This window comes from Amycolatopsis sp. lyj-108, from assembly GCF_046549005.1.
GTDB lineage: Bacteria > Actinomycetota > Actinomycetes > Mycobacteriales > Pseudonocardiaceae > Amycolatopsis.
The window spans coordinates 158,558-176,566 of record NZ_JAJPWQ010000009.1; the positions used below are offsets into that span (position 1 = coordinate 158,558).

The 18,009-nt window shown below is 67.9% G+C and carries 12 protein-coding genes; 4 read left to right on the forward strand and 8 right to left on the reverse strand.

Annotated features, from left to right (window positions below; all coding sequences use genetic code 11):
• The first annotated feature begins 58 nt into the window (after nt 1-58).
• Nucleotides 59-1,672 carry a peptide chain release factor 3 gene (locus ACLJO0_RS29700; RefSeq protein ID WP_410581983.1) on the forward strand — a complete coding sequence of 538 codons (1,614 nt, stop codon included), beginning with the start codon at nt 59-61 and terminating at the stop codon, nt 1,670-1,672.
• Between the two features lie 202 nt (nt 1,673-1,874).
• Here ACLJO0_RS29700 and ACLJO0_RS29705 read toward each other — a convergent pair whose 3' ends face one another.
• Together ACLJO0_RS29705 and ACLJO0_RS29710 are read right to left on the reverse strand one after the other, a co-directional pair.
• Entirely contained in the window at nt 1,875-2,570 is a 696-nt protein-coding gene (locus tag ACLJO0_RS29705; protein WP_410581984.1) for a glycoside hydrolase family 12 protein, read from the reverse strand.
• 38 nt (nt 2,571-2,608) lie between these two features.
• On the reverse strand, nt 2,609-5,596 hold the full coding sequence (locus ACLJO0_RS29710) for a glycoside hydrolase family 3 C-terminal domain-containing protein (protein WP_410581985.1): 2,988 nt from the start codon (nt 5,594-5,596) through the stop codon (nt 2,609-2,611).
• 249 nt (nt 5,597-5,845) lie between these two features.
• Here ACLJO0_RS29710 and ACLJO0_RS29715 point away from each other — a divergent pair, with 249 nt between their 5' ends.
• Entirely contained in the window at nt 5,846-8,035 is a 2,190-nt protein-coding gene (locus tag ACLJO0_RS29715; protein ID WP_410581986.1) for a glycoside hydrolase family 3 C-terminal domain-containing protein, read from the forward strand.
• Between the two features lie 38 nt (nt 8,036-8,073).
• On the forward strand, nt 8,074-9,081 hold the full coding sequence (locus ACLJO0_RS29720; RefSeq protein WP_125797516.1) for a LacI family DNA-binding transcriptional regulator: 1,008 nt from the start codon (nt 8,074-8,076) through the stop codon (nt 9,079-9,081).
• A 308-nt stretch (nt 9,082-9,389) separates the two neighbouring features.
• On the opposite strand, the gene yicI is transcribed toward ACLJO0_RS29720, so the two are convergent.
• The 5 genes from yicI to ACLJO0_RS29745 form a co-directional block, all read right to left on the reverse strand.
• Nucleotides 9,390-11,654, reverse strand: a complete 2,265-nt coding sequence (yicI, locus tag ACLJO0_RS29725) for an alpha-xylosidase (protein WP_410581988.1) — start codon at nt 11,652-11,654, stop codon at nt 9,390-9,392.
• Nucleotides 11,651-12,463: a carbohydrate ABC transporter permease gene (locus ACLJO0_RS29730; protein WP_199749239.1), complete on the reverse strand. Its 813-nt coding sequence runs from the start codon at nt 12,461-12,463 to the stop codon at nt 11,651-11,653. Before ACLJO0_RS29730 ends, yicI begins: the two co-directional genes overlap by 4 nt.
• Entirely contained in the window at nt 12,460-13,344 is an 885-nt protein-coding gene (locus ACLJO0_RS29735; protein WP_125797518.1) for a carbohydrate ABC transporter permease, read from the reverse strand. Before ACLJO0_RS29735 ends, ACLJO0_RS29730 begins: the two co-directional genes overlap by 4 nt.
• A complete protein-coding gene (locus ACLJO0_RS29740) occupies nt 13,341-14,618 on the reverse strand; it encodes an ABC transporter substrate-binding protein (protein ID WP_410581989.1) in 1,278 nt (425 codons plus the stop codon). Before ACLJO0_RS29740 ends, ACLJO0_RS29735 begins: the two co-directional genes overlap by 4 nt.
• A 263-nt stretch (nt 14,619-14,881) precedes the next feature.
• On the reverse strand, nt 14,882-16,057 hold the full coding sequence (locus ACLJO0_RS29745) for a carboxylesterase family protein (RefSeq protein WP_410581990.1): 1,176 nt from the start codon (nt 16,055-16,057) through the stop codon (nt 14,882-14,884).
• Between the two features lie 26 nt (nt 16,058-16,083).
• On the opposite strand from ACLJO0_RS29745, the gene ACLJO0_RS29750 reads away from it, so the two are divergent.
• The gene (locus ACLJO0_RS29750) at nt 16,084-17,007 is read left to right on the forward strand and encodes a LysR substrate-binding domain-containing protein (RefSeq protein ID WP_410581991.1); all 924 of its coding nucleotides are present in this window, start codon (nt 16,084-16,086) and stop codon (nt 17,005-17,007) included.
• Between the two features lie 5 nt (nt 17,008-17,012).
• On the opposite strand, the gene ACLJO0_RS29755 is transcribed toward ACLJO0_RS29750, so the two are convergent.
• Nucleotides 17,013-18,008: an amidohydrolase family protein gene (locus ACLJO0_RS29755; RefSeq protein ID WP_410581993.1), complete on the reverse strand. Its 996-nt coding sequence runs from the start codon at nt 18,006-18,008 to the stop codon at nt 17,013-17,015.
• Nucleotide 18,009 lies beyond the last annotated feature (1 nt).

Below are 18,009 nucleotides of genomic sequence, written 5' to 3' on the forward strand. Positions count from 1 at the left end.
GTGAGGTGAACTGGACCCAGCGGCAGACGCTGAAGATCGCAGTCCGGAGGAGTCGAGTGTGACGGCAGGCAACACAGTCCAGGCCGAACGGCCCGAGGTGATCGCCGAGGCGAGCCGTCGCCGGACGTTCGCCGTCATCAGCCACCCCGACGCCGGCAAGTCGACGCTGACCGAGGCGCTGGCGCTCCACGCCCAGGTGATCTCGCAGGCCGGCGCCGTGCACGGCAAGGCAGGACGACGCGGGGTGACCTCGGACTGGATGGAGATGGAACGCGCCCGCGGGATCTCCATCACCTCCGCCGCGCTGCAGTTCGTCTACGGCGACACGGTGATCAACCTGCTGGACACGCCGGGGCACGCGGACTTCTCCGAAGACACCTACCGGGTCCTCTCAGCCGTCGACTCCGCCGTCATGCTGCTCGACGCCGCCAAGGGCCTGGAGCCGCAGACGCTGAAACTGTTCGACGTCTGCCGCTACCGCGGGATCCCGGTGATCACCTTCATCAACAAGTGGGACCGGCCGGGCCGGGAAGCCCTGCAGTTGTGCGACGAGCTCACCGACCGGATCGGCCTGCAACCCATGCCGCTGACCTGGCCGGTCGGGACGGCCGGACACCTGCGCGGCGTCCTCGACGTCTCGAGCGGGGAGTTCGTCCGCTACCTGCCCACCGCGCACGGGACGACCCTCGCACTGGACGAGCGTCTCGGCGCCCAGGAGGCGGAGGCCGACCTCGGCGCCGACTGGACACAGGCCCAGGAGGAATCTGAGCTCCTGCGCGCCGCCGACGGCGAGTTCGACGCGTCCCGCTTCTTCGCCGCCACCGCGACCCCGGTGCTGTTCGGCGCGGCCGTCCGCAACTTCGGCGTCCGCCATCTGCTGGACCTGCTGGTCGAACTCGCGCCGCGGCCCGCCCCGCGCGCCGACGCCGAGAGCCGGATCCGCGCCTTGGACGCGCCCTTCTCGGCGTTCGTGTTCAAGGTCCAGACCGGAATGGACCCCGCGCACCGAGACCAGGTGGCCTTCGCCCGCGTGTGCTCCGGGGTGTTCGAACGCGGCATGGTCGTCACCAACGCCACCACCGGCAAACCCTTCGCCACCAAATACGTGCAGCAGGTGTTCGGCCAGCAACGCTCCACAGTGGACACCGCCTATCCGGGGGACGTCATCGGGCTGGTCAACGCCACCGCGCTGCGGGTCGGCGACACGCTGCACGCCGGCAAGCCCGCCGTGCGGTTCCCCGGTCTGCCCAGCTTCGCCCCCGCTCACTTCGCCGTCGCCCGGCCCACCGATCTCGGCCGCGCCAAGCAGTTCCGCAAGGGTGTCGAGCAGCTCGGCGCGGAGGGCGTGGTCCAGGTGCTGCGGTCGGACCTGCGCGGTGACGCCGCACCGGTGTTCGCCGCGGTCGGGCCGATGCAGTTCGAGGTCGCCGCCCACCGCATGGCCGCCGAGTTCGGCTCACCGATCCGACTGGACCAGCTGTCCTACCAGGTGGCCCGGCGCCTCACCGACCCCAGCCAGCGTCCCCTCGTGGACAAGGGCCGCAACAGCGAGGTCCTCACCCGCCTCGACGGCGCCGACCTGGCCCTCTTCGCCGACGAACTGGCCCTGCGGCTCGTGATGCGAGCGAATCCCGACCTGGCGCTGGAGCCCTTGGTGGCCGAGGGCGGCTGAACGACGCCGGCCGGTGGCGGGGGGCTAGTGAGGTGAAGGCTCCCTTCACCGCGTCCGATGCAGCGAAGGACGCCTTCACCCTGGACCCACGGCCACGGTGGCGAGCCCGTTCATCAGGAGGCGGGGGGCGCGAACGCGTGACTCGCGTGTTCAGAAACGGGTCTCGCGAGTGCGGTACCGCGTCACCCCACTCGCTGGCCGATCAGGACAACGAAACGGAATAACTGTTCGACGAGAAGTTCATCCCGCCCCCGGCCGACGTGATCTCAAAGCCGAACTGCACTTCACCGACCGTCACGTCGCCGTACCAGCCCCGGTTCTTGATCCAGTTCAGCACGGCGAGCACGTCGACCGAACCCGCGTTCGTGTTCGAGGTGCGCAGGAATGAGAACACCGCGTTGGCGCCGTTGCTCCCCCGGTAGACGTCCCAGGTGTGGCCGCCGACGGAGACCGTGGTCTCCTTCGAGCCGATCGCGCCCACCGCGCCCTGCTTGTTCATCCACAACATGATCTCGTAGGCGTTGTTGTTCGCCCAGATGTCGTACGCCGTCGCGTAGGCGCCGCCACCCGGCCTGGACACGTTGAAGCTGCTGGAAAGGCTCCGCAGTCCGCTCAACTGGCGGCCGACGTTCTTCGCCGAATGCGGATACGACTTCACTCCGCCGGTGTTCGGGTGGCTCGCCCAAACGCCGAAGTTGCTGTAGGAGTTCGCCCAGATCGACTGCGGGCCGGCGCCTCCGCCCCAGACGTTGTTGCGGACGGTGTAGCCGCCGTTCGACCAGCTCCCCCACTTGTCCGAAGAGCTCCAGGTGGCGGCCTGCGCCGTCCCTCCCAGCACCAGTGTGGCGACCAACGCCAGGACGACACTGCCCATCAAGGATCGTGTTTGCCTACGCATAGCCGGGTTCCTTCCGTGTCTTTTCACCAAATGGACCGCTACCGCAGAGAAAACGTGCTGATTCTCGAATCGGAGGTGAAGACGAGGTAGACGTCGTGCCGTCCACTCAGCCCGGACAACGTCGTGGTGGTCGTCGAGTATGTGTACTTGTCGCCGGTACTGGCAATCCGCGCGGTTCCGGCGAGTCTGCCGCGCGGGCCGCCGAGCCGGATTTCCACAGTGGACGTTCCCGCTTCGGCGCGAGCCGTTTTGGCGGTGAATGTCCTTGCCCCGGAACGGAAGTCCACGTCGCTGAAGCGCAGCCAGTCTCCCGCGCCGACACCGACCGCGTCGCCGCGGACCTTGCTTTCGTCGACCAGTTCGACACCCGAGTAGTCGTCGAAGTCGATCGCCCTGGTGTCCCGGGTCAGGTCGCGCGGCGGGATCTGTTCGCCACGCACGGGGAGCACCGAGCGCAGCCGGATGTCGGAAGCGGACGCACCGACCATCACGTCGTGGACGGACGATTCCAGCACCCATTTGCCCCGGGTGACGTCCCAATGCCGGAGGTCGGGCACTGACAGGCGCACCGTCTTGGTCTGACCCGGCTCCAGGCGCACCCGTTCGAAGTCACGGAGCCGCTGATTCGGCTGCTTGTCGCGGGAGACGAGCTGATGTGTGTAGAGCTGCACCACCTCGTCGCCGGCACGTTTCCCGGTGTTGGTCACCTTCACCATCGCTTCGAACGTCCCTTGTGGACCCGGTTTGCCGAGGCGCAGGTCGCTGTAGCGGAAGTTCGTGTAAGACAGGCCGTGTCCGAAGGCGTAGAGCGGATCACCGGTGAAGTACTGGTAGGTGCTGCCGCGTTTCATGATGTCGTAGTCGAGGATGTCCGGGAGTTCGGCGTCCGAGCGGTACCAGGTCTGGGTGAGACGGCCAGCCGGGTTCACGTCGCCGTACAGCACGTCGGCGAGCGCGTTGCCGGTCTCCTGACCGGCGTGTGAGGTCCACACGATCGCCGGGATGTTCTCCTGCTCCCAGTTCAAGGTCGTCGGATAGCTGTTCTCCACCACCACGACGGTGTTCGGATTCGCCTCGCGCACGGCCTTGATCAGCTCGCTCTGGCTCGCCGCCAGCGCCGTCGAGGTGCGGTCGTGGTCTTCCCTGCCGTTGATGAACGGCATGCTGCCCACGACCACGACCGCCGTTTCGGCCGATCGCGCCGCCTTCACCGCGCTGTCGATGCCCGAGGTGATCTGCTCCTTGCGGAACTTGGTCGCTCCCGCCGCGTTCGGCGAGCCCAAGGTCAGCGTGCCGTCGGCGGCGACAGTGAGGTAGCTGTTCGGCCCGTCCCAGTCGTTCGGGAGCTCGTAACCGGCGTACCTGATCACGACCGTGCCGTCACCCGCGTCCTCCAGTTTGAACTGCTGGTGGACGAACCAGTCCCGCGGCTGCGGCGCCTGGTTGAGGAACGGGCTGGTGGCATCGGCGAGATTCTGGCGCTCGACGTACTTCCCGTTCGCGACACTGCGCAAGGTCAGCACGCCGTCGCCCCACTCGAACGCGTCGAACTGTTCCGTGGCCCCGACACTGGTGGCGCCGGTCTTGAGCACCGCGCCCGCATCGCCCGCGCCACCGCTGAGGTACTTGCCGGTGGTGGCGTCACGCAAGGCGATCCTGTCGACGGCCTCGGTGTCGGTGACCTGTGCCCCGTCGCCGAGCCGCGCGCGGATCCCGTCCAGCGGGGTCACCTTGTACGGCAGTCCGCCGGAGTACCAGTCGGTGTACAGGGTCTTCTCCAGCGGCCCGATGACCGCGACACCGCGCTTCGGGTCCAGCGGGAGGGCTCCGCGGTCGTTCTTCAGCAGCACCATGGCCTCGCCCGCCGACTTGCGGGCGAGCTGCCGGTGCGCCGGACTGTTGACCACGTCCTTGCCGATCTTGGCGTACGGGCCGCCGTCCGGATCGAAGTCGCCGAGCCGGAAGCGGACGCTCAGGACGTGCTTCACCGCCTTGTCGATGTCGGCCTCGGCGAGCAACCCCTTGGCGAGCGCGGACGTGATGATCTTGACGGTCGGGCCGGGATTCTGATTGTCGACGGTGAAGCCGTCGAGACCGGCCTTGAGGGTGGCCGCGAAGCCTTCCTCATTGGTCCCGTAGTACTTCTCGGAGCCTGTCAGGTTGTACGGGGCGGACGCGTCGCTGACGTTGTAGAGCGTCTTGCCGGTCCAGGTCCGCACGACGTCGTCGAGATCGGGGTTGACCGTCGCGGGCCTTCCGTTGACGAGGTTGTACGACCCCATCACGCCGGTCGCCGCGTCGGCCGCGATGGCCGGTTTGAACGCCTGCTCGTCGTATTCGCGCAGCACTCGCGGGCGCAGGTTGGACGACGTGGTGTCGCGGCGGATCTCGTTGTTGTTGGCCAGGTAGTGCTTCAGTACCGGCGCGGTTTTGAGGTACTCCGGATGGTCGCCGGTCATCCCCTTGCCGTACGCCGTCGAGATGGCCCCGGTCAGCAGAGGATCTTCGGAGTACCCCTCCTCGTTGCGCCCCCATCGCGGATCGCGCAGCAGGTTCACTACCGGCGCCCACAGCTGGAGTCCCCAGAATCCGGGATCCTGCGAGTGGTAACCCCTCGCCTCGTCACCGACGACCGCGCCGACCTGTTTGATCAACGCCGGATCCCAGGTCGAAGCGAGCCCGATCGCTTGAGGGAAGACCGTGGCGTTCGCGGTCACGACGGCGCCGTTCGTGCGCTCCGTCGTCCAGCCGAGACCGTGGAGCGCCTCGGTTCCCGTTTTGAACTCGGGAATGCCCAGCCGCGGGATCGCCGGCTGGAACTGGTGCAGCAACGACACCTTCTCCGCGAGGGTCAGCCGCCGCACCAGATCATCCACGCGCGTGGTCAACGGGAGGCCAGGATCGCGGAACGGAAGAGCGTTCAGCTCGTCCGCGACCGCGGGTGAGGCGAGGCCCAGCACCAGGGTGATCGTCGTGGCGAACATGCCTATCCGGCGGAGGCGGACGGGGAGAGCTGCTCTGCTCATGAAGACTCCATCGCAAGTAATCGAAGCGCTTCGACGAAACGGGCGGCGATATTCGGCGAGTTTCGAACGGTGGTGATCGGGTGGCGATCGAGCGAGAGATCCGAGTGTCGAAACGATTCGACAGTCGCGTTACGGCGATGTTAGCGGACAGGACACGACGAGACAATGCTCTCTGCCGCGCCGTGCCACCGGTGTATCCGTCTGGCACTCTCGAACACAGTGGACAGTTGCCGGCCGGAAGGAATCCCCTTGACCTCCCAGATCGAACCCGTCGGCCTCACGCTCGAACAGAAGGCGTCACTGCTGTCCGGCCGCGACTTCTGGCACACCGAGGCGATCGAGGCGGCGGGAATTCCGTCGATCATGCTCTCCGACGGCCCGCACGGCCTGCGACGGCAGGACAGCGAGGCCGACAATCTCGGCGTGCACGACAGCGTGTCCGCCACGTGTTTCCCGCCGTCGGTCGCGGTGGGTTCCAGCTGGGATCCCGAGGTCGCCGCGCGGATCGGCGCGGCCATCGGCAGGGAAGCCCGCGCGGCCGGGGTCTCGGTGGTACTCGGCCCGGGCGTGAACATCAAGCGGTCCCCGTTGTGCGGCCGCAACTTCGAGTACTACTCCGAAGACCCGTTGCTGACCGGGGTGCTCGCCAGCGCCTACGTGCGGGCCATGCAGGCCGAAGGCGCGGGCGCGTCGGTGAAGCATTTCGCGGCCAACAACCAGGAGACCGACCGGATGCGGGTCAGCGTGGAGGTCGACGAACGGACCCTGCGCGAGATCTACTTCCCGGCGTTCGAACGCGTCGTGACCGAAGCGCGTCCGGCGACGGTGATGTGCTCGTACAACCGGGTCAACGGCGTCTACGCCGCCCAGAACCGCCGTCTGCTCACCGACGTCCTGCGTGACGAATGGGGTTTCGACGGGCTGGTCGTCTCGGACTGGGGCGCGGTGAACGACCGGGTCGCCGCGCTCGCGGCCGGGCTGGACCTCGAGATGCCGGGCACCGGCGGCAGCGGCGACGCCGAGATCGTGGCAGCGGTCCGGAGCGGAGAACTCGATGAGGCCCTCGTCGACAGGAGTGTCCGCCGCGTTCTCGACCTCGTCGGCCGGGCGGTACCCGCGGGTGGCGACGTCGATCCCGACGAGCAGCACCGCGTGGCGAGAGAGGTCGCCGCCGACTGCGCCGTCCTGCTGAAGAACGACCGGGACACGCTCCCCCTGACCACGCGATCGGCGGTGGCGGTCGTCGGCGAGTTCGCCGCGAACCCCCGCTTCCAGGGCGGGGGCAGCTCCCACGTCAATCCCACCCGGGTCGACACCGCGCTCGACGCGATCCGGGCACTCGGCGAATCCGTGACTTACGCGAGCGACCTTGCCGACAACGCCGTCGAGATCGCCCGTGAGGCGGACGTCGCGGTGGTCTTCGCCGGTCTGGGCGAAAAGGACGAATCCGAAGGCTTCGACCGGGACACCATCGACCTCCCCGCGGCACAGGTCGAGCTCATCAAGGCGGTCGCGGCGGTGAGCAGGCGCACCGTGGTCGTCCTCTCCCACGGCGGCGTGGTGTCACTGGAGGGCTGGCACGACGACGTCGACGCCATTCTCGACGGCTGGCTGCTCGGCCAGGCAGGCGGCAGCGCGCTCGCCGACCTCCTCTTCGGCGTCACCGACCCGTCGGGGCATCTCACCGAGAGCATTCCGTTGCGTTTGCAGGACAACCCCAGCTATCTCAACTTCCCCGGCGAGTCCGGCCACGTCCGATACGGCGAAGGGGTCATGGTCGGCTATCGCTACTACGAAACCGCCGAGGTCGTTGTCCGGTACCCCTTCGGCCACGGCCTGTCCTACACGACCTTCGAAACCGGCGAACTGACGGTCACGGCGACGGGCGACGACTCCGCCACCGTCGCGGTGAACGTCACCAACACCGGAACCCGCGCCGGTAAACACGTCGTCCAGGTCTACGTCGCCACCGGTGCGGCTCCCGTCCGCAGCCCGGCACGGGAGCTCCGCGCGTTCGCCAAGATCTCGCTCGAACCGGGCGAGACCCGGCGGGTCGAGCTCGCCCTCGATCGCCGCGCTTTCGCCTGGTACGACATCGAACTGAGCCGATGGGTGGTCTCGCCCGGCGAGTACGCCGTCCAGATCGGCCGGAGCGCCGCGCACATCGTCGCCGAAGCGCCCATCACGCTGGCCGGCGACGTCATCGTCCCGGTCCTGTCCATCGACTCGACGGTCGAGGAGTGGTTCGGTCACCCGATCGTGGGTCCGAAGCTCGGCGAGCTGCTCGCCGGACAGAGCAACCGGGCTGAGAGCAGCGCGGACTGGATGCGCATGGTCGCTTCGATGCCGATGCGCCAGTTCACCAAACTCATGGCCTACCGGGGTGTCGAGCTGCCCACTGACGCCTTGCCGCGGTTGATCGAGCTGAGCAAGGGCTGAACCCGTCGAATCGATTCGACTCCCTCTATCATCGGCTGATGGTCACCATCGCAGACGTCGCCCGGGCGGCAGGGGTCTCCCCGAGCACCGTGTCCTACGTGCTGTCCGGACGGCGTTCGATCTCGGAGGACACCCGCCGCCGCGTCCAGCACAGCATCAGCGAACTCGGTTACCACCCGAACGCGGGCGCCCGCGCGCTGGCCAGCAGCCGCACCAACGTGCTCGCGCTCGTCGTCCCGCTGCGGACGGACCTGAACGTCCCGGTGGTCATGCAGTTCGTCGCGGCCACCGTCACCGAGGCACGCACCTACGACCACGACGTCCTCCTGCTGACCAAGAACGAAGGCCCGGACGGCCTGCGCCGGATCGCCGCGTCCGCCATCGCCGACGCGCTGATCGTGATGGACGTCGAGACCTCCGAGCCCCGCCTCCCGGTGCTGAGATCCTTGCACCGGCCGGTGGTGCTGATCGGGGTCCCCTCCGACCCCGGCGACCTGACCTGCGTCGATCTCGACTTCACCGCCGCCGGCGCCGCGAGCGTCACGCATCTGGCCGACCTCGGCCATCGGGAGGTCGCGCTGATCGGCCCCTCCCCCGCGGTCTACAAACGCGGCACGAGCTACGCGGGACGTTTCCTGCGCGGCTTCCGCCAGACGGCCACGAAACGCAAGGTGCGCGCCGGTTCGTTCCCCTGCGCGCCTTCCTACGACGCGCTGCGTGACTGCCTCGACGACGTGTTCGCCAAACACCCCGGCGTCACCGGGCTGGTCGTGCACAACGAGGCCATCCTCGGCCCGTTGCTGTCCGAACTGAACCGTCGCGGCAAGCAGGTTCCCCAGGACATCTCGGTACTGGCCGTCTGCCCGGAGGACATGGCCGAGGCGCAATCGGTCCAGCTCACGTCGATCGCCATCCCCGCCGCCGAACTCGGCAGCCTCGCCGTCGAAATGGCGATGCGCCGTCTCGACGACGGGGGCCAGGCCGAGGTCCGGTTGCTGTCGCCCCGCCTGACCGAGCGGGGCAGCACCGGCCCGGCCCCTTCCTAGGTGCCGCGTGCCGTGCACTCCCGGTGCCCTAGGCGCTGTCCGGTAAGTATCGCCTGGTGTGCTGATCTGTGGAAAGGGAGCGGGGGACCTTTGGTGTCGCGGGAGGGCCGTCGCTGACTGTGTGGATTTTGGTGCGTTGGATGACCAGAAATCCACACGGTCGCCGGGAGAGGGAGCAAGGGATCTTTGCTCTCGCCTCCGGGCCGGTCCACCCGGCCCCAGTCCACAGCATCGACCGGTAGACCTTCGGCGGCTGGAATCGCCCGTGCCGCCAGGGACCTCCTGGGCGCGAAGACCGCGAACATGACTTACAGGACACGGCCTTCCGACGAGACAGCGCCGCGAATCGTCAACGCGCTTCCCGTCGCCACGATCGTCTCGTCACCCCCTGGAAAACCCACCTGCCAGCCGTCGGGCGCGGAGTCGACATCGATGTGGACGCTGTCGCCCTCCCGGCGGGTGCGGAACGTCGAGCCACCGACGGTGGTGGTGATCCTGGCGCCGTCCTCCAGCCGGTACGGCCGCAGCGTGACGCCGTCGGCGTAGTCGTAGTCCGGCCGGTCGTCGACGGCGCCCAGCGGCAGAACGGTGTTGGGACGCACCAGCAGCGGGACGGTGAGCATGTCGCAGACGGTGGTCACCCACCTCGGCCCCTGGATCTCGTCGCCGGTGAAGAAGTCGGTCCACACACCGTCCGGGACGTAGTACGTCACTTCGCCCTCGTCCGAGAACACCGGTGCCACCAGGAGCGAGTCGCCGAGCATGTACTGCCGCTCCAGGTGGGCGCACGCCGGATCGGCCGGGAACTCCAGCGCCATCGCCCGCATCATCGGCGTGCCCTCGGCCGCCGCCTGTGCCGCCGCTTGCCACAGGTACGGCATCAGCCGCGCCTTGAGCTTGGAGAACACCCGCAGGACGTCGACGGCCTCCTCGTCGAACAGCCAGGGCACCCGATAGGACGAGCTGCCGTGCAACCTGCTGTGCGAGGACAGCATCCCGAACGCGATCCAGCGTTTGAACAGCGCCGGATCCGGGGTGCCCTCGAAGCCGCCGATGTCGTGGCTCCAGTACCCGAAACCGGACAGACCGAGCGAAAGGCCGCCGCGCAGGCTCTCGGCCATCGACTCGTACGTCGATTCGCAGTCGCCGCCCCAGTGCACCGGGAACTGCTGCGAGCCCGCGGTCGCCGAGCGCGCGAACACCACGGCTTCGCCCTCCCCGCGCCGCTTGCGCAGCACGTCGAAGACGGTCTGGTTGTAGAGATAGGTGTAGTAGTTGTGCATCCGCTCGGGATCGGATCCGTCGAAGTAGACGACGTCCGTCGGCACCCGCTCGCCGAAATCGGTCTTGAAACAGTCCACGCCTTGTTCGAGCAGAGCGTCCAGTTTGGACGCGTACCACTCGCGCGCGGCCGGGTTGGTGAAGTCGACCAGCGCCATCCCCGGCTGCCAGAGATCCCACTGCCACACGTCACCGTTCGGTTTCCGCAGCAGGTACCCGCCCGCGACGCCCTCGGCGAACAACGGCGACCGTTGCGCCACGTACGGGTTGATCCACACCGAGATGCGCAGGTCGCGCGCTTTCAGCCGCTCCAGCATGCCGACGGGGTCCGGGAACGTCCGCGGGTCCCATTCGAAATCGCACCAGTTGAATTCGCGCATCCAGAAGCAGTCGAAGTGGAACACGCTCAGCGGCAGGTCGCGTTCGATCATGCCGTCGACGAAACCCGAGACGGTCTCCTCGTCGTAGGACGTGGTGAACGACGTCGACAGCCACAGCCCGAAGGACCACGCGGGCGGGAGCGCCGGTCTGCCGGTCAGCGCCGTGTACTTGCGCAGGATCTCCTTCGGGCTCGGGCCGTAGATCACGAAGTACTCCAGCGACTGGCCCACGACGCTGAACTGCACCCGCGACACCGCTTCCGAGGCGACCTCGAAGGACACGTGCCCCGGATGGTTGACGAACACGCCGTACCCGGCGTTGGTCAGGTAGAACGGGACGTTCTTGTAGGCCTGTTCGCTGCTCGTGCCGGCGTCGGCGTTCCAGATGTCGACGACCTGCCCGTTGCGCACCAGTGGCCCGAATCGCTCGCCGAGCCCGTAGACCTGGGCCCCCACTGAGAGGTCCAGCTGGTCACGGACATGGTGCTCGCCGTCGAGGCTCATGAAGCCCATGCCCTTGGCCCCGCTGGTGGTGAGCACCTTGCCGTCCGCGACGAAGTCGACTTTCCACCCCTCGCCGCGATGTAGCCGGACCGACAACGCGCCCGCGGTGAGCGTGTGCCCGTCCTCGGAGACTTTCGCCTCCTCGTCGACGGCCGACAGCCCGAAGCGGGGTTCTCGCGGCAGCCCACCCTCGAAATGCGTGACGCTCACCCCGATCACGTCCGGCATCGGCGAGGAGAACCCGACCGTCGCCACCGGCCCCTTCAACAGGTCGCCGCGATGGCGGACGGGATGGGTCGGCGCGTGCACCACGATCCGGCCGTCCCCCGCGGTGAGGTCGTACACCTCCACCGGATGCGCCGCCTGTACCCCGTCGCGCAGCAGCCAGTAGCCGTTGCTGAACTTCATTTGACCGCCCCTGCCGTGATGCCACGTGTCAACGTCCGCTGGAAGATCAGGAAGAAGGCGATCGCCGGGATGACCCCGAGCAACGCCGAGGCACTGGTCATGGTCGCGTCCATCATCCGCTGGCCCTGCAGCACACCCAGTGCGACCGGGACGGTCTGGGTGTCATTGGAGATCAGCAGGATCAGCGGCAGGAAGAACTCGTTCCACGTCCAGATGAAGAAGAACACGAACAGCACGCCGAGGGTCGGCCTGCTGATCGGCACCACGATCCGCACCAGGGTCTGCCATTTGTTCGCACCGTCGAGATAGGCGGCCTCGAGCAGTTCGTGCGGGAATCCGACGAACGTCGAGGACAGCAGATAGGTGCCGAACGCGGCCTGGATGATCGTGAAGATGATGATCACGCCGAGCTGGGTGTCGTAGAGACCGGTCTCGTTGGCGAGGAAGTACAGCGGGTACGCCAGTGCTTCCTGCGGCAGCGTGTTCGCGATGAGGAAGGCGACCAGGATCCACGTCCGGCCGCGGACCCGGCCGATGCCCAGCGCGTAGGCGTTCAGCACCGAGATCACCACCGCGAGCACCGCGACCGACCCGCTGATCACGACGCTGTTGAGCAGTTTCTGCCCGAACCCGACCCGGACCCAGAAGTCGATCAGCCCTTGCAGGTACACCCCGTCCGGAAAGGACAGAGGACCGTCGGCCGCGTATTCGGCCGGGGACTTCAGCGCGTTCAACGCCACGACCAGGAACGGCGCCAGCATCACGACCGCGAGAACGATCAACGACCAGAGCGTCACATGCCGCTTCACGCGTGCTCACCTCGCCTCTGGATACGGAGGAACACCGTGGTGAGCACGAGGATCAGCACTGTGAGCACGGTCGCGATCGCCGCGCCGTAGCCGACCTGCGTCTTCTCGAAGAAGTTCTGGAACGAGTAGTACGACGGCACGTTGGTCGACCCTCCCGGGCCTCCCCTGGTCAGCACGTAGATCGGCCCGAACACCTTCAGTGCGGCGATGGTGCAGGTCAGCAGGACCACGAAGACCTCGGGCCGCAGCTGTGGCACGGTCACATGCCAGAACCGGCCCCACCACGACGCGCCGTCCAGTTCCGCCGCCTCGTGCAGAGAGGGATCCGCACGCTGCATCCCGGCCATGAAGATGACCACCGGATAGCCGACCTGGATCCACACCATCACGCCCATCACGCTCCACAGCGCGAAATCCGGGTCGCCCAGCCAGTTCTGGCCGAGCGAGCCGAGCCCGACGGCGGAGAGGAGTTCGTTGACCGCGCCCTCTGGCGCGAGTATCCAGCTCCAGACGATGCCCGCGACCGCGATCGGCAGCACCTGCGGCAGATAGACGCAGGCTCGCAGCACGCTGGCCGCTCGCGTCCCGAACCGCTTGGCCACGAAATCGAACAGCGCGGCCGCGATCACCAGTCCCGCCACGGTCGGCACGATGGCCATCGCCACCACCAGCCCGAGGTTGTGGCGGAACGACGCCCAGAAGACGTCGTCCGCGAACAACCGCCGGTAGTTGTCCAGCCCTGTCCACTTCGGATCGCCGGCGCCGGACCACTGGGTGAAGCTGATACCGATGTTCATCGCGAACGGCACCAGGATCACCGCGATCAGCAGCAACGCGCCGGGGATCAGGAAGAGCAGGTAGTTTCCCCGTCCCCTGGTCATTTGCCGACGTTCGCCAGATTCTCCTCGTAGGGCTTGGCGAGCTCGTCGAGCACCTGCGACGGCTCGGCGCTCGAGGTGATGAGTTTCTGCGTCGCGGAGACGTGGACGTCGTAGTATCCGGGGGCGGGCCAGTCGGGATAGAACGCGAGCCTGTCCTGTGTGGACAGAGCGGTGAAGTCCTCCACCAGGTCCTTCAGCCGCGGCTCGGCCGATGGGATGGGGCTGTTCACCACCGGGACACCGCCGGCCTCACGCAGCTTGTCCTGGATGGGCTGGGACATCGTGATCGCGATGAAGTCGAGCGCGAGGTCGCGGTTCTTCGCACCCTTGGGGATGACCCACATGTTGCCCGCGGAACCCGAGGTCATCCCCGGCCACGGGACCGAACCCCACTGGAAGTCCTTGATGCTCTGGACCAGCCTGCCGTACCACCAGCTGCCGCTGATCATGATCGGGTACTTGCCCTGCATGAACGACATGCCCATACCCTCGGCGTCGACCCCGGCCGAATCCTTGCTGATGTAGCCCTTCTTCACCCAGTCGGCGAAGGTCGTCGCGCCGTAGGTCCACGCGGCGTCGTGGAAGTCCACCTTGCCGGTGTAGCGCTGGTAGCGGTCCACCCAGCCGCGGTCGGCCTTGGTGAGGGCGAGCTGGTACAGGACCTGGTGCGCCGGGTACTCCGAGCCGCCGACGGCCAGCGGGGTGACCCCGGCACCGGCGAACTTCGCCATGGCCGCGGTCAGCTGCTCGATGGTCCGCGGCTCTTCGAGGCCCTGCTGCGCGAACATGTCCTTGTTGTAGAAGATCTTCACGTACTCGGCGTAGTTCGGGACGCCGTACCAGTTGCCGGATCCCATCACGCCGTTCTCGTCGTAACGGGCGGTGGTCTGGAGGGCCGGGGTGAGCTGCTTGTCCCAGCCGCGTTTGGCGACCTCTTCGCTGATGTCGGTCAGCAGCCCCTGTTTGGACAGCAGCCCGGCGGTGGCGTTCCCCTTGTTGTATTCCAGGACATCCGGCGCGTCGCCCGAATTGAGCACCATCGGCGCCGTCTTCTGGATCTGTTCGAAGCCCTTCTCCTCGAAGGCGACCTTGACGCCGGGATGGGTCGCTTCGAACTGCTCGATCGCCTCGGCCCAGGCCACGCCCATCGCACTGTCCGGCGGCTCGTAGTGCCACAGCTTCAGGGTCTTCGGGTCGCCGCTGCCGGATCCGGACCCGCAGCCCGCGACGGCCAGCATGGCGACCATCGCGGCGGCCAGTACTCGCTTCGACATCAGAGGTTCCCTCCAGAGAAGTGGTGATGCTCGCCGGCCATCGTGGCCTCCTCGGAATCCGCGGTGATCCGAACTGTCGAAGCGCTTCGATGAACACGATAGGACCGCGCGCCCGGTCAGCACAACGTCTTGACCGGGCGCGCTCCCACCTCTACTGTCAGGGCCTTTTCACCAGGCCTGTGAATGTGCCTGGAGCCGTAACTCGCGTGCTTCGAGGCGTATCTCGCGAGTTACGCTTCCAATCACGCGAGTTACGGCTCTGATCACGCTAGTTCGGGACCGAAGCGGATGGGGCGGCCCGCGACCGGAGCGGGGTCGAGGGTGCCGGTGCGGGCGAAGGTCGCCCAGACGGCGCGGAGGGCGGCGCCGAAGGCATCGACCTCGGGCCACGGGACCTTGCCGAGCATCGGACTGTCCTGCCAGGCCCCCTGGGTGCCGAGCAGCAGCGGCAGTTCCAGGCAGTGGGTGGCGCCGAACTCGGACCCCTCCGGCCGCCAGTCCAGGCGATACGACCAGACGCCGGCTCCGGCCGAGCGCAACTGGTCGCCGAAAGCGGCCAGCGGTTCGACGTAGATCTCGTCGGTGCCGGCGGCGCCGGGGAACGCGGTCATGTCGTCGGCGTTCCAGCCGTACAGCACTTCGAGGTCACGCACGTTGTCCGCGAAGGACGCCTTGTCGAGCGTGTCCACCGGAATGAACGCGGGCTCCATCGGGTCGCCGGTGAGCCGCAGGTTGGTCAGCGCGGTTTCCCTCTGCGCCGCAAGGATTTCCGAGATTCCGGCGGTGCGAGGGTCGGTGCCGAGCGCGTCGGCGAACACCTGGCCGAGTTTCTCCGCCCGCTCGGGCGAACGGGAGCCGAGGCCGAGCGGCGCGCTCTGCAGGATCGCCCGCCGGAACAGGCCGCGTGCCTCGGGCAGATCCATCAGCAGCCGGATGGAGATGCCGCCCGCGGACTGCCCGGCGACCGTCACGTTGTCCGGGTCGCCGCCGTAGGCCGCGATGTTGGCCCGCACCCAGCGCAGCGCCTCGACCTGGTCGGCCAGCCCGAGGTTGCCGGGGCTGACCCCGTCCAGATACAGGTAGCCGAGCGCGCCGAGCCGGTAGCTGACGCCGACCACCACCAGGTCGCCTTCGGCCGCCAGCGCACCGCCGTCGTACCAGTCCAGCAATCCGCCACCGCTGGAGAATCCGCCACCGTGCAGCCACACCAGCACCGGCCTGCGTCCGTCATCCAGGCCGGGGGTGCTGATCGTCAGGTTGAGACAGTCCTCGCCCTGCGGCAGGCGATCGCGCGGCGGTCCCATCACGCGGTCCAGCCGGGACGGCGGTTGCGGACTGATCTCCCCGCTGGACGGCGCCTGCGCCGAAACGGCGACCGGCGGCGCGAACCGCGCCGCTGTGGCATAGCGAATCGGTCCGGTTCGGACAATCGTGGTCATACGCACCTCGCGGGTAGGATCGGCTGGTGATCTTGCCTCGCCTGCTGGACGGCCGACTGAAATTCCGCCATCTCGTCCTGCTCGACGCGCTGGCCAGGCAGGGCACCGTGGTCGGGGCCGCCGCCGAGTTGCACGTGACGCAGCCGGTGGCGACCCGAAGTCTGCACGAACTCGAAGAGATCCTCGACGTGCGGTTGTTCGAACGCGGCCCGCGCGGCATCACCCCGACCGTGTTCGGCGAGGCGTTCACCGGGCACGCCCGCGCGGTGCTCGCCCAGCTCGAGCAGGCCGGGCGGCACGTCGCCGAGCTGGCCGACGCCGAACGCGGCACGGTGGTGGTCGGCACCCATCTCGCGGGGTCGAACATGCTGCTGCCGCGCGCCATCGCGGCAATCAAGACCGAGCGGCCGTACCTGACCATCGTGGTCCGGGAGGGCTCTCCGGAAGCGCTGCTGGTCGAGCTGGAGGCGGGCCGGGTCGACCTGATCATCGGCAGGCTGACCGCGCCTTCGGACGAGCGGATCGAACGGCGCAAGCTGTACGACGAGTCGGTGGATCTGGTGGTGCGCACCGCGCATCCACTGGCGGGCGCGACCGGCGTCGAGCTGGCAGACCTCGCGGAGTATCCGTGGATCCTGCCGGGAGCCGAGACCGCGTTGCGCCGCGAGCTGGAACAGTTGTTCACCCGCAACGGCTTCCCGCTCCCGGCGAACCGGGTGGAGACCACGTCGTTCCTCACCGTGCGGCAACTGCTGCTGGAAACCGACGTGATCGCCGCCCTGCCCAGCCTGATCACCAAGGACGATCCGAGGATCACCAGGGTCGCGCTGGCGCTGGAACCCATCGGGCACAGCGTCGGGCTCACCCTGCCCGCCCAGCGCACGCTCAGCCCATCGGTGGACGCGCTGATCCGCAGCCTGACCGACGTCGCCGCCGGAATGTCCCCTTAGGACGGTCACGACAAGGACAGGAAGCGCTCGGCGTTCCCGCTGGTGATCAGCTGCCGCTCGGTCTCGCTCAGGAACCCGCTCTTGCGCACCACCTCGCCGACCGGACGTTCGCCGAGCGGGTACGGGTAGTCACTGCCGACCATCACCCGCTCGGCGCCGAGCGTGTCCACGAGCAGCCGCAGCGCCCGCTCGTCGAAGACCACCGAGTCGACGTGGAACCGGTCGAGGTAGTGCGACGGCGGGAACTCCGAGGTGCCGATCACGTCGTTCCGCCGATGCCAGGCGTTCTCCATCCGGCCGAGCCAGAACGCGAACGAACCGCCGCCGTGCGCGAAGCAGATCTTGAGGCTCGCGTCGATCCGGTCGAAGACCCCGCCGAGCACCAGCGCAAGGATCGACAGATGCGTTTCGGCGGGCATCGCGGTCAGCCACCGCGCCATCCACCGGTCCAGCCGGGGCGAATCGGCCATGTCCCACGGGTGCACGAACACCGGAACCCCGAGCGACGCGCAGTGCTGCAGGAAGGTTTCCACCCCGGCGCTGTCCAGATCCTGGTCGCCGACGTGGTTGCCGATCTCCACCCCGCGATGCCCCGCGGCCAGGCAGCGTTCCAGTTCGCGGCACGCGGCATCGGGGTCCTGCAACGGAACCTGGCAGAACGGGATCAGCCGGTCCGACGCCGGTGCCACGATCTCCAGCGCCAGGTCGTTGAAGATCCGGGCGATCCGGCCCGCCTGCTCGCCGGTCCGGCCGTAGTTGAAGAACGCGGGCGTCGGGGAGACCACCTGGGTGCGCACGCCGTCGGCGTCCATGTCCAGCAGCCGGGTCTCCGCGTTCCAGCAGTCCGCGGCGATCCGGCGGAACTCCTTGTCCCCCATCATGATCATCGCCTCGGACTCGGTCTCCGCGCGCAGCCACGGTGCGTCCGGCCCGGCGTCCGCGCGCAGATCCGGCCAGCCGTTCGGCACGTAATGCGTGTGGATGTCGATCAGCCCGGTCATC

What these genes read in the sequence shown, in the direction of transcription:
- ACLJO0_RS29735 (WP_125797518.1), bottom strand. Translation starts at nt 13,344, where the DNA reads ATGACCAGGGGACGGGGAAACTACCTGCTCTTCCTGATCCCCGGCGCG.
- ACLJO0_RS29745 (WP_410581990.1), bottom strand. Translation starts at nt 16,057, where the DNA reads ATGACCACGATTGTCCGAACCGGACCGATTCGCTATGCCACAGCGGCG.
- ACLJO0_RS29720 (WP_125797516.1), top strand. Translation starts at nt 8,074, where the DNA reads ATGGTCACCATCGCAGACGTCGCCCGGGCGGCAGGGGTCTCCCCGAGC.
- ACLJO0_RS29705 (WP_410581984.1), bottom strand. Translation starts at nt 2,570, where the DNA reads ATGCGTAGGCAAACACGATCCTTGATGGGCAGTGTCGTCCTGGCGTTG.
- ACLJO0_RS29710 (WP_410581985.1), bottom strand. Translation starts at nt 5,596, where the DNA reads ATGAGCAGAGCAGCTCTCCCCGTCCGCCTCCGCCGGATAGGCATGTTC.
- yicI (WP_410581988.1), bottom strand. Translation starts at nt 11,654, where the DNA reads ATGAAGTTCAGCAACGGCTACTGGCTGCTGCGCGACGGGGTACAGGCG.
- ACLJO0_RS29755 (WP_410581993.1), bottom strand. Translation starts at nt 18,008, where the DNA reads ATGACCGGGCTGATCGACATCCACACGCATTACGTGCCGAACGGCTGG.
- ACLJO0_RS29740 (WP_410581989.1), bottom strand. Translation starts at nt 14,618, where the DNA reads ATGTCGAAGCGAGTACTGGCCGCCGCGATGGTCGCCATGCTGGCCGTC.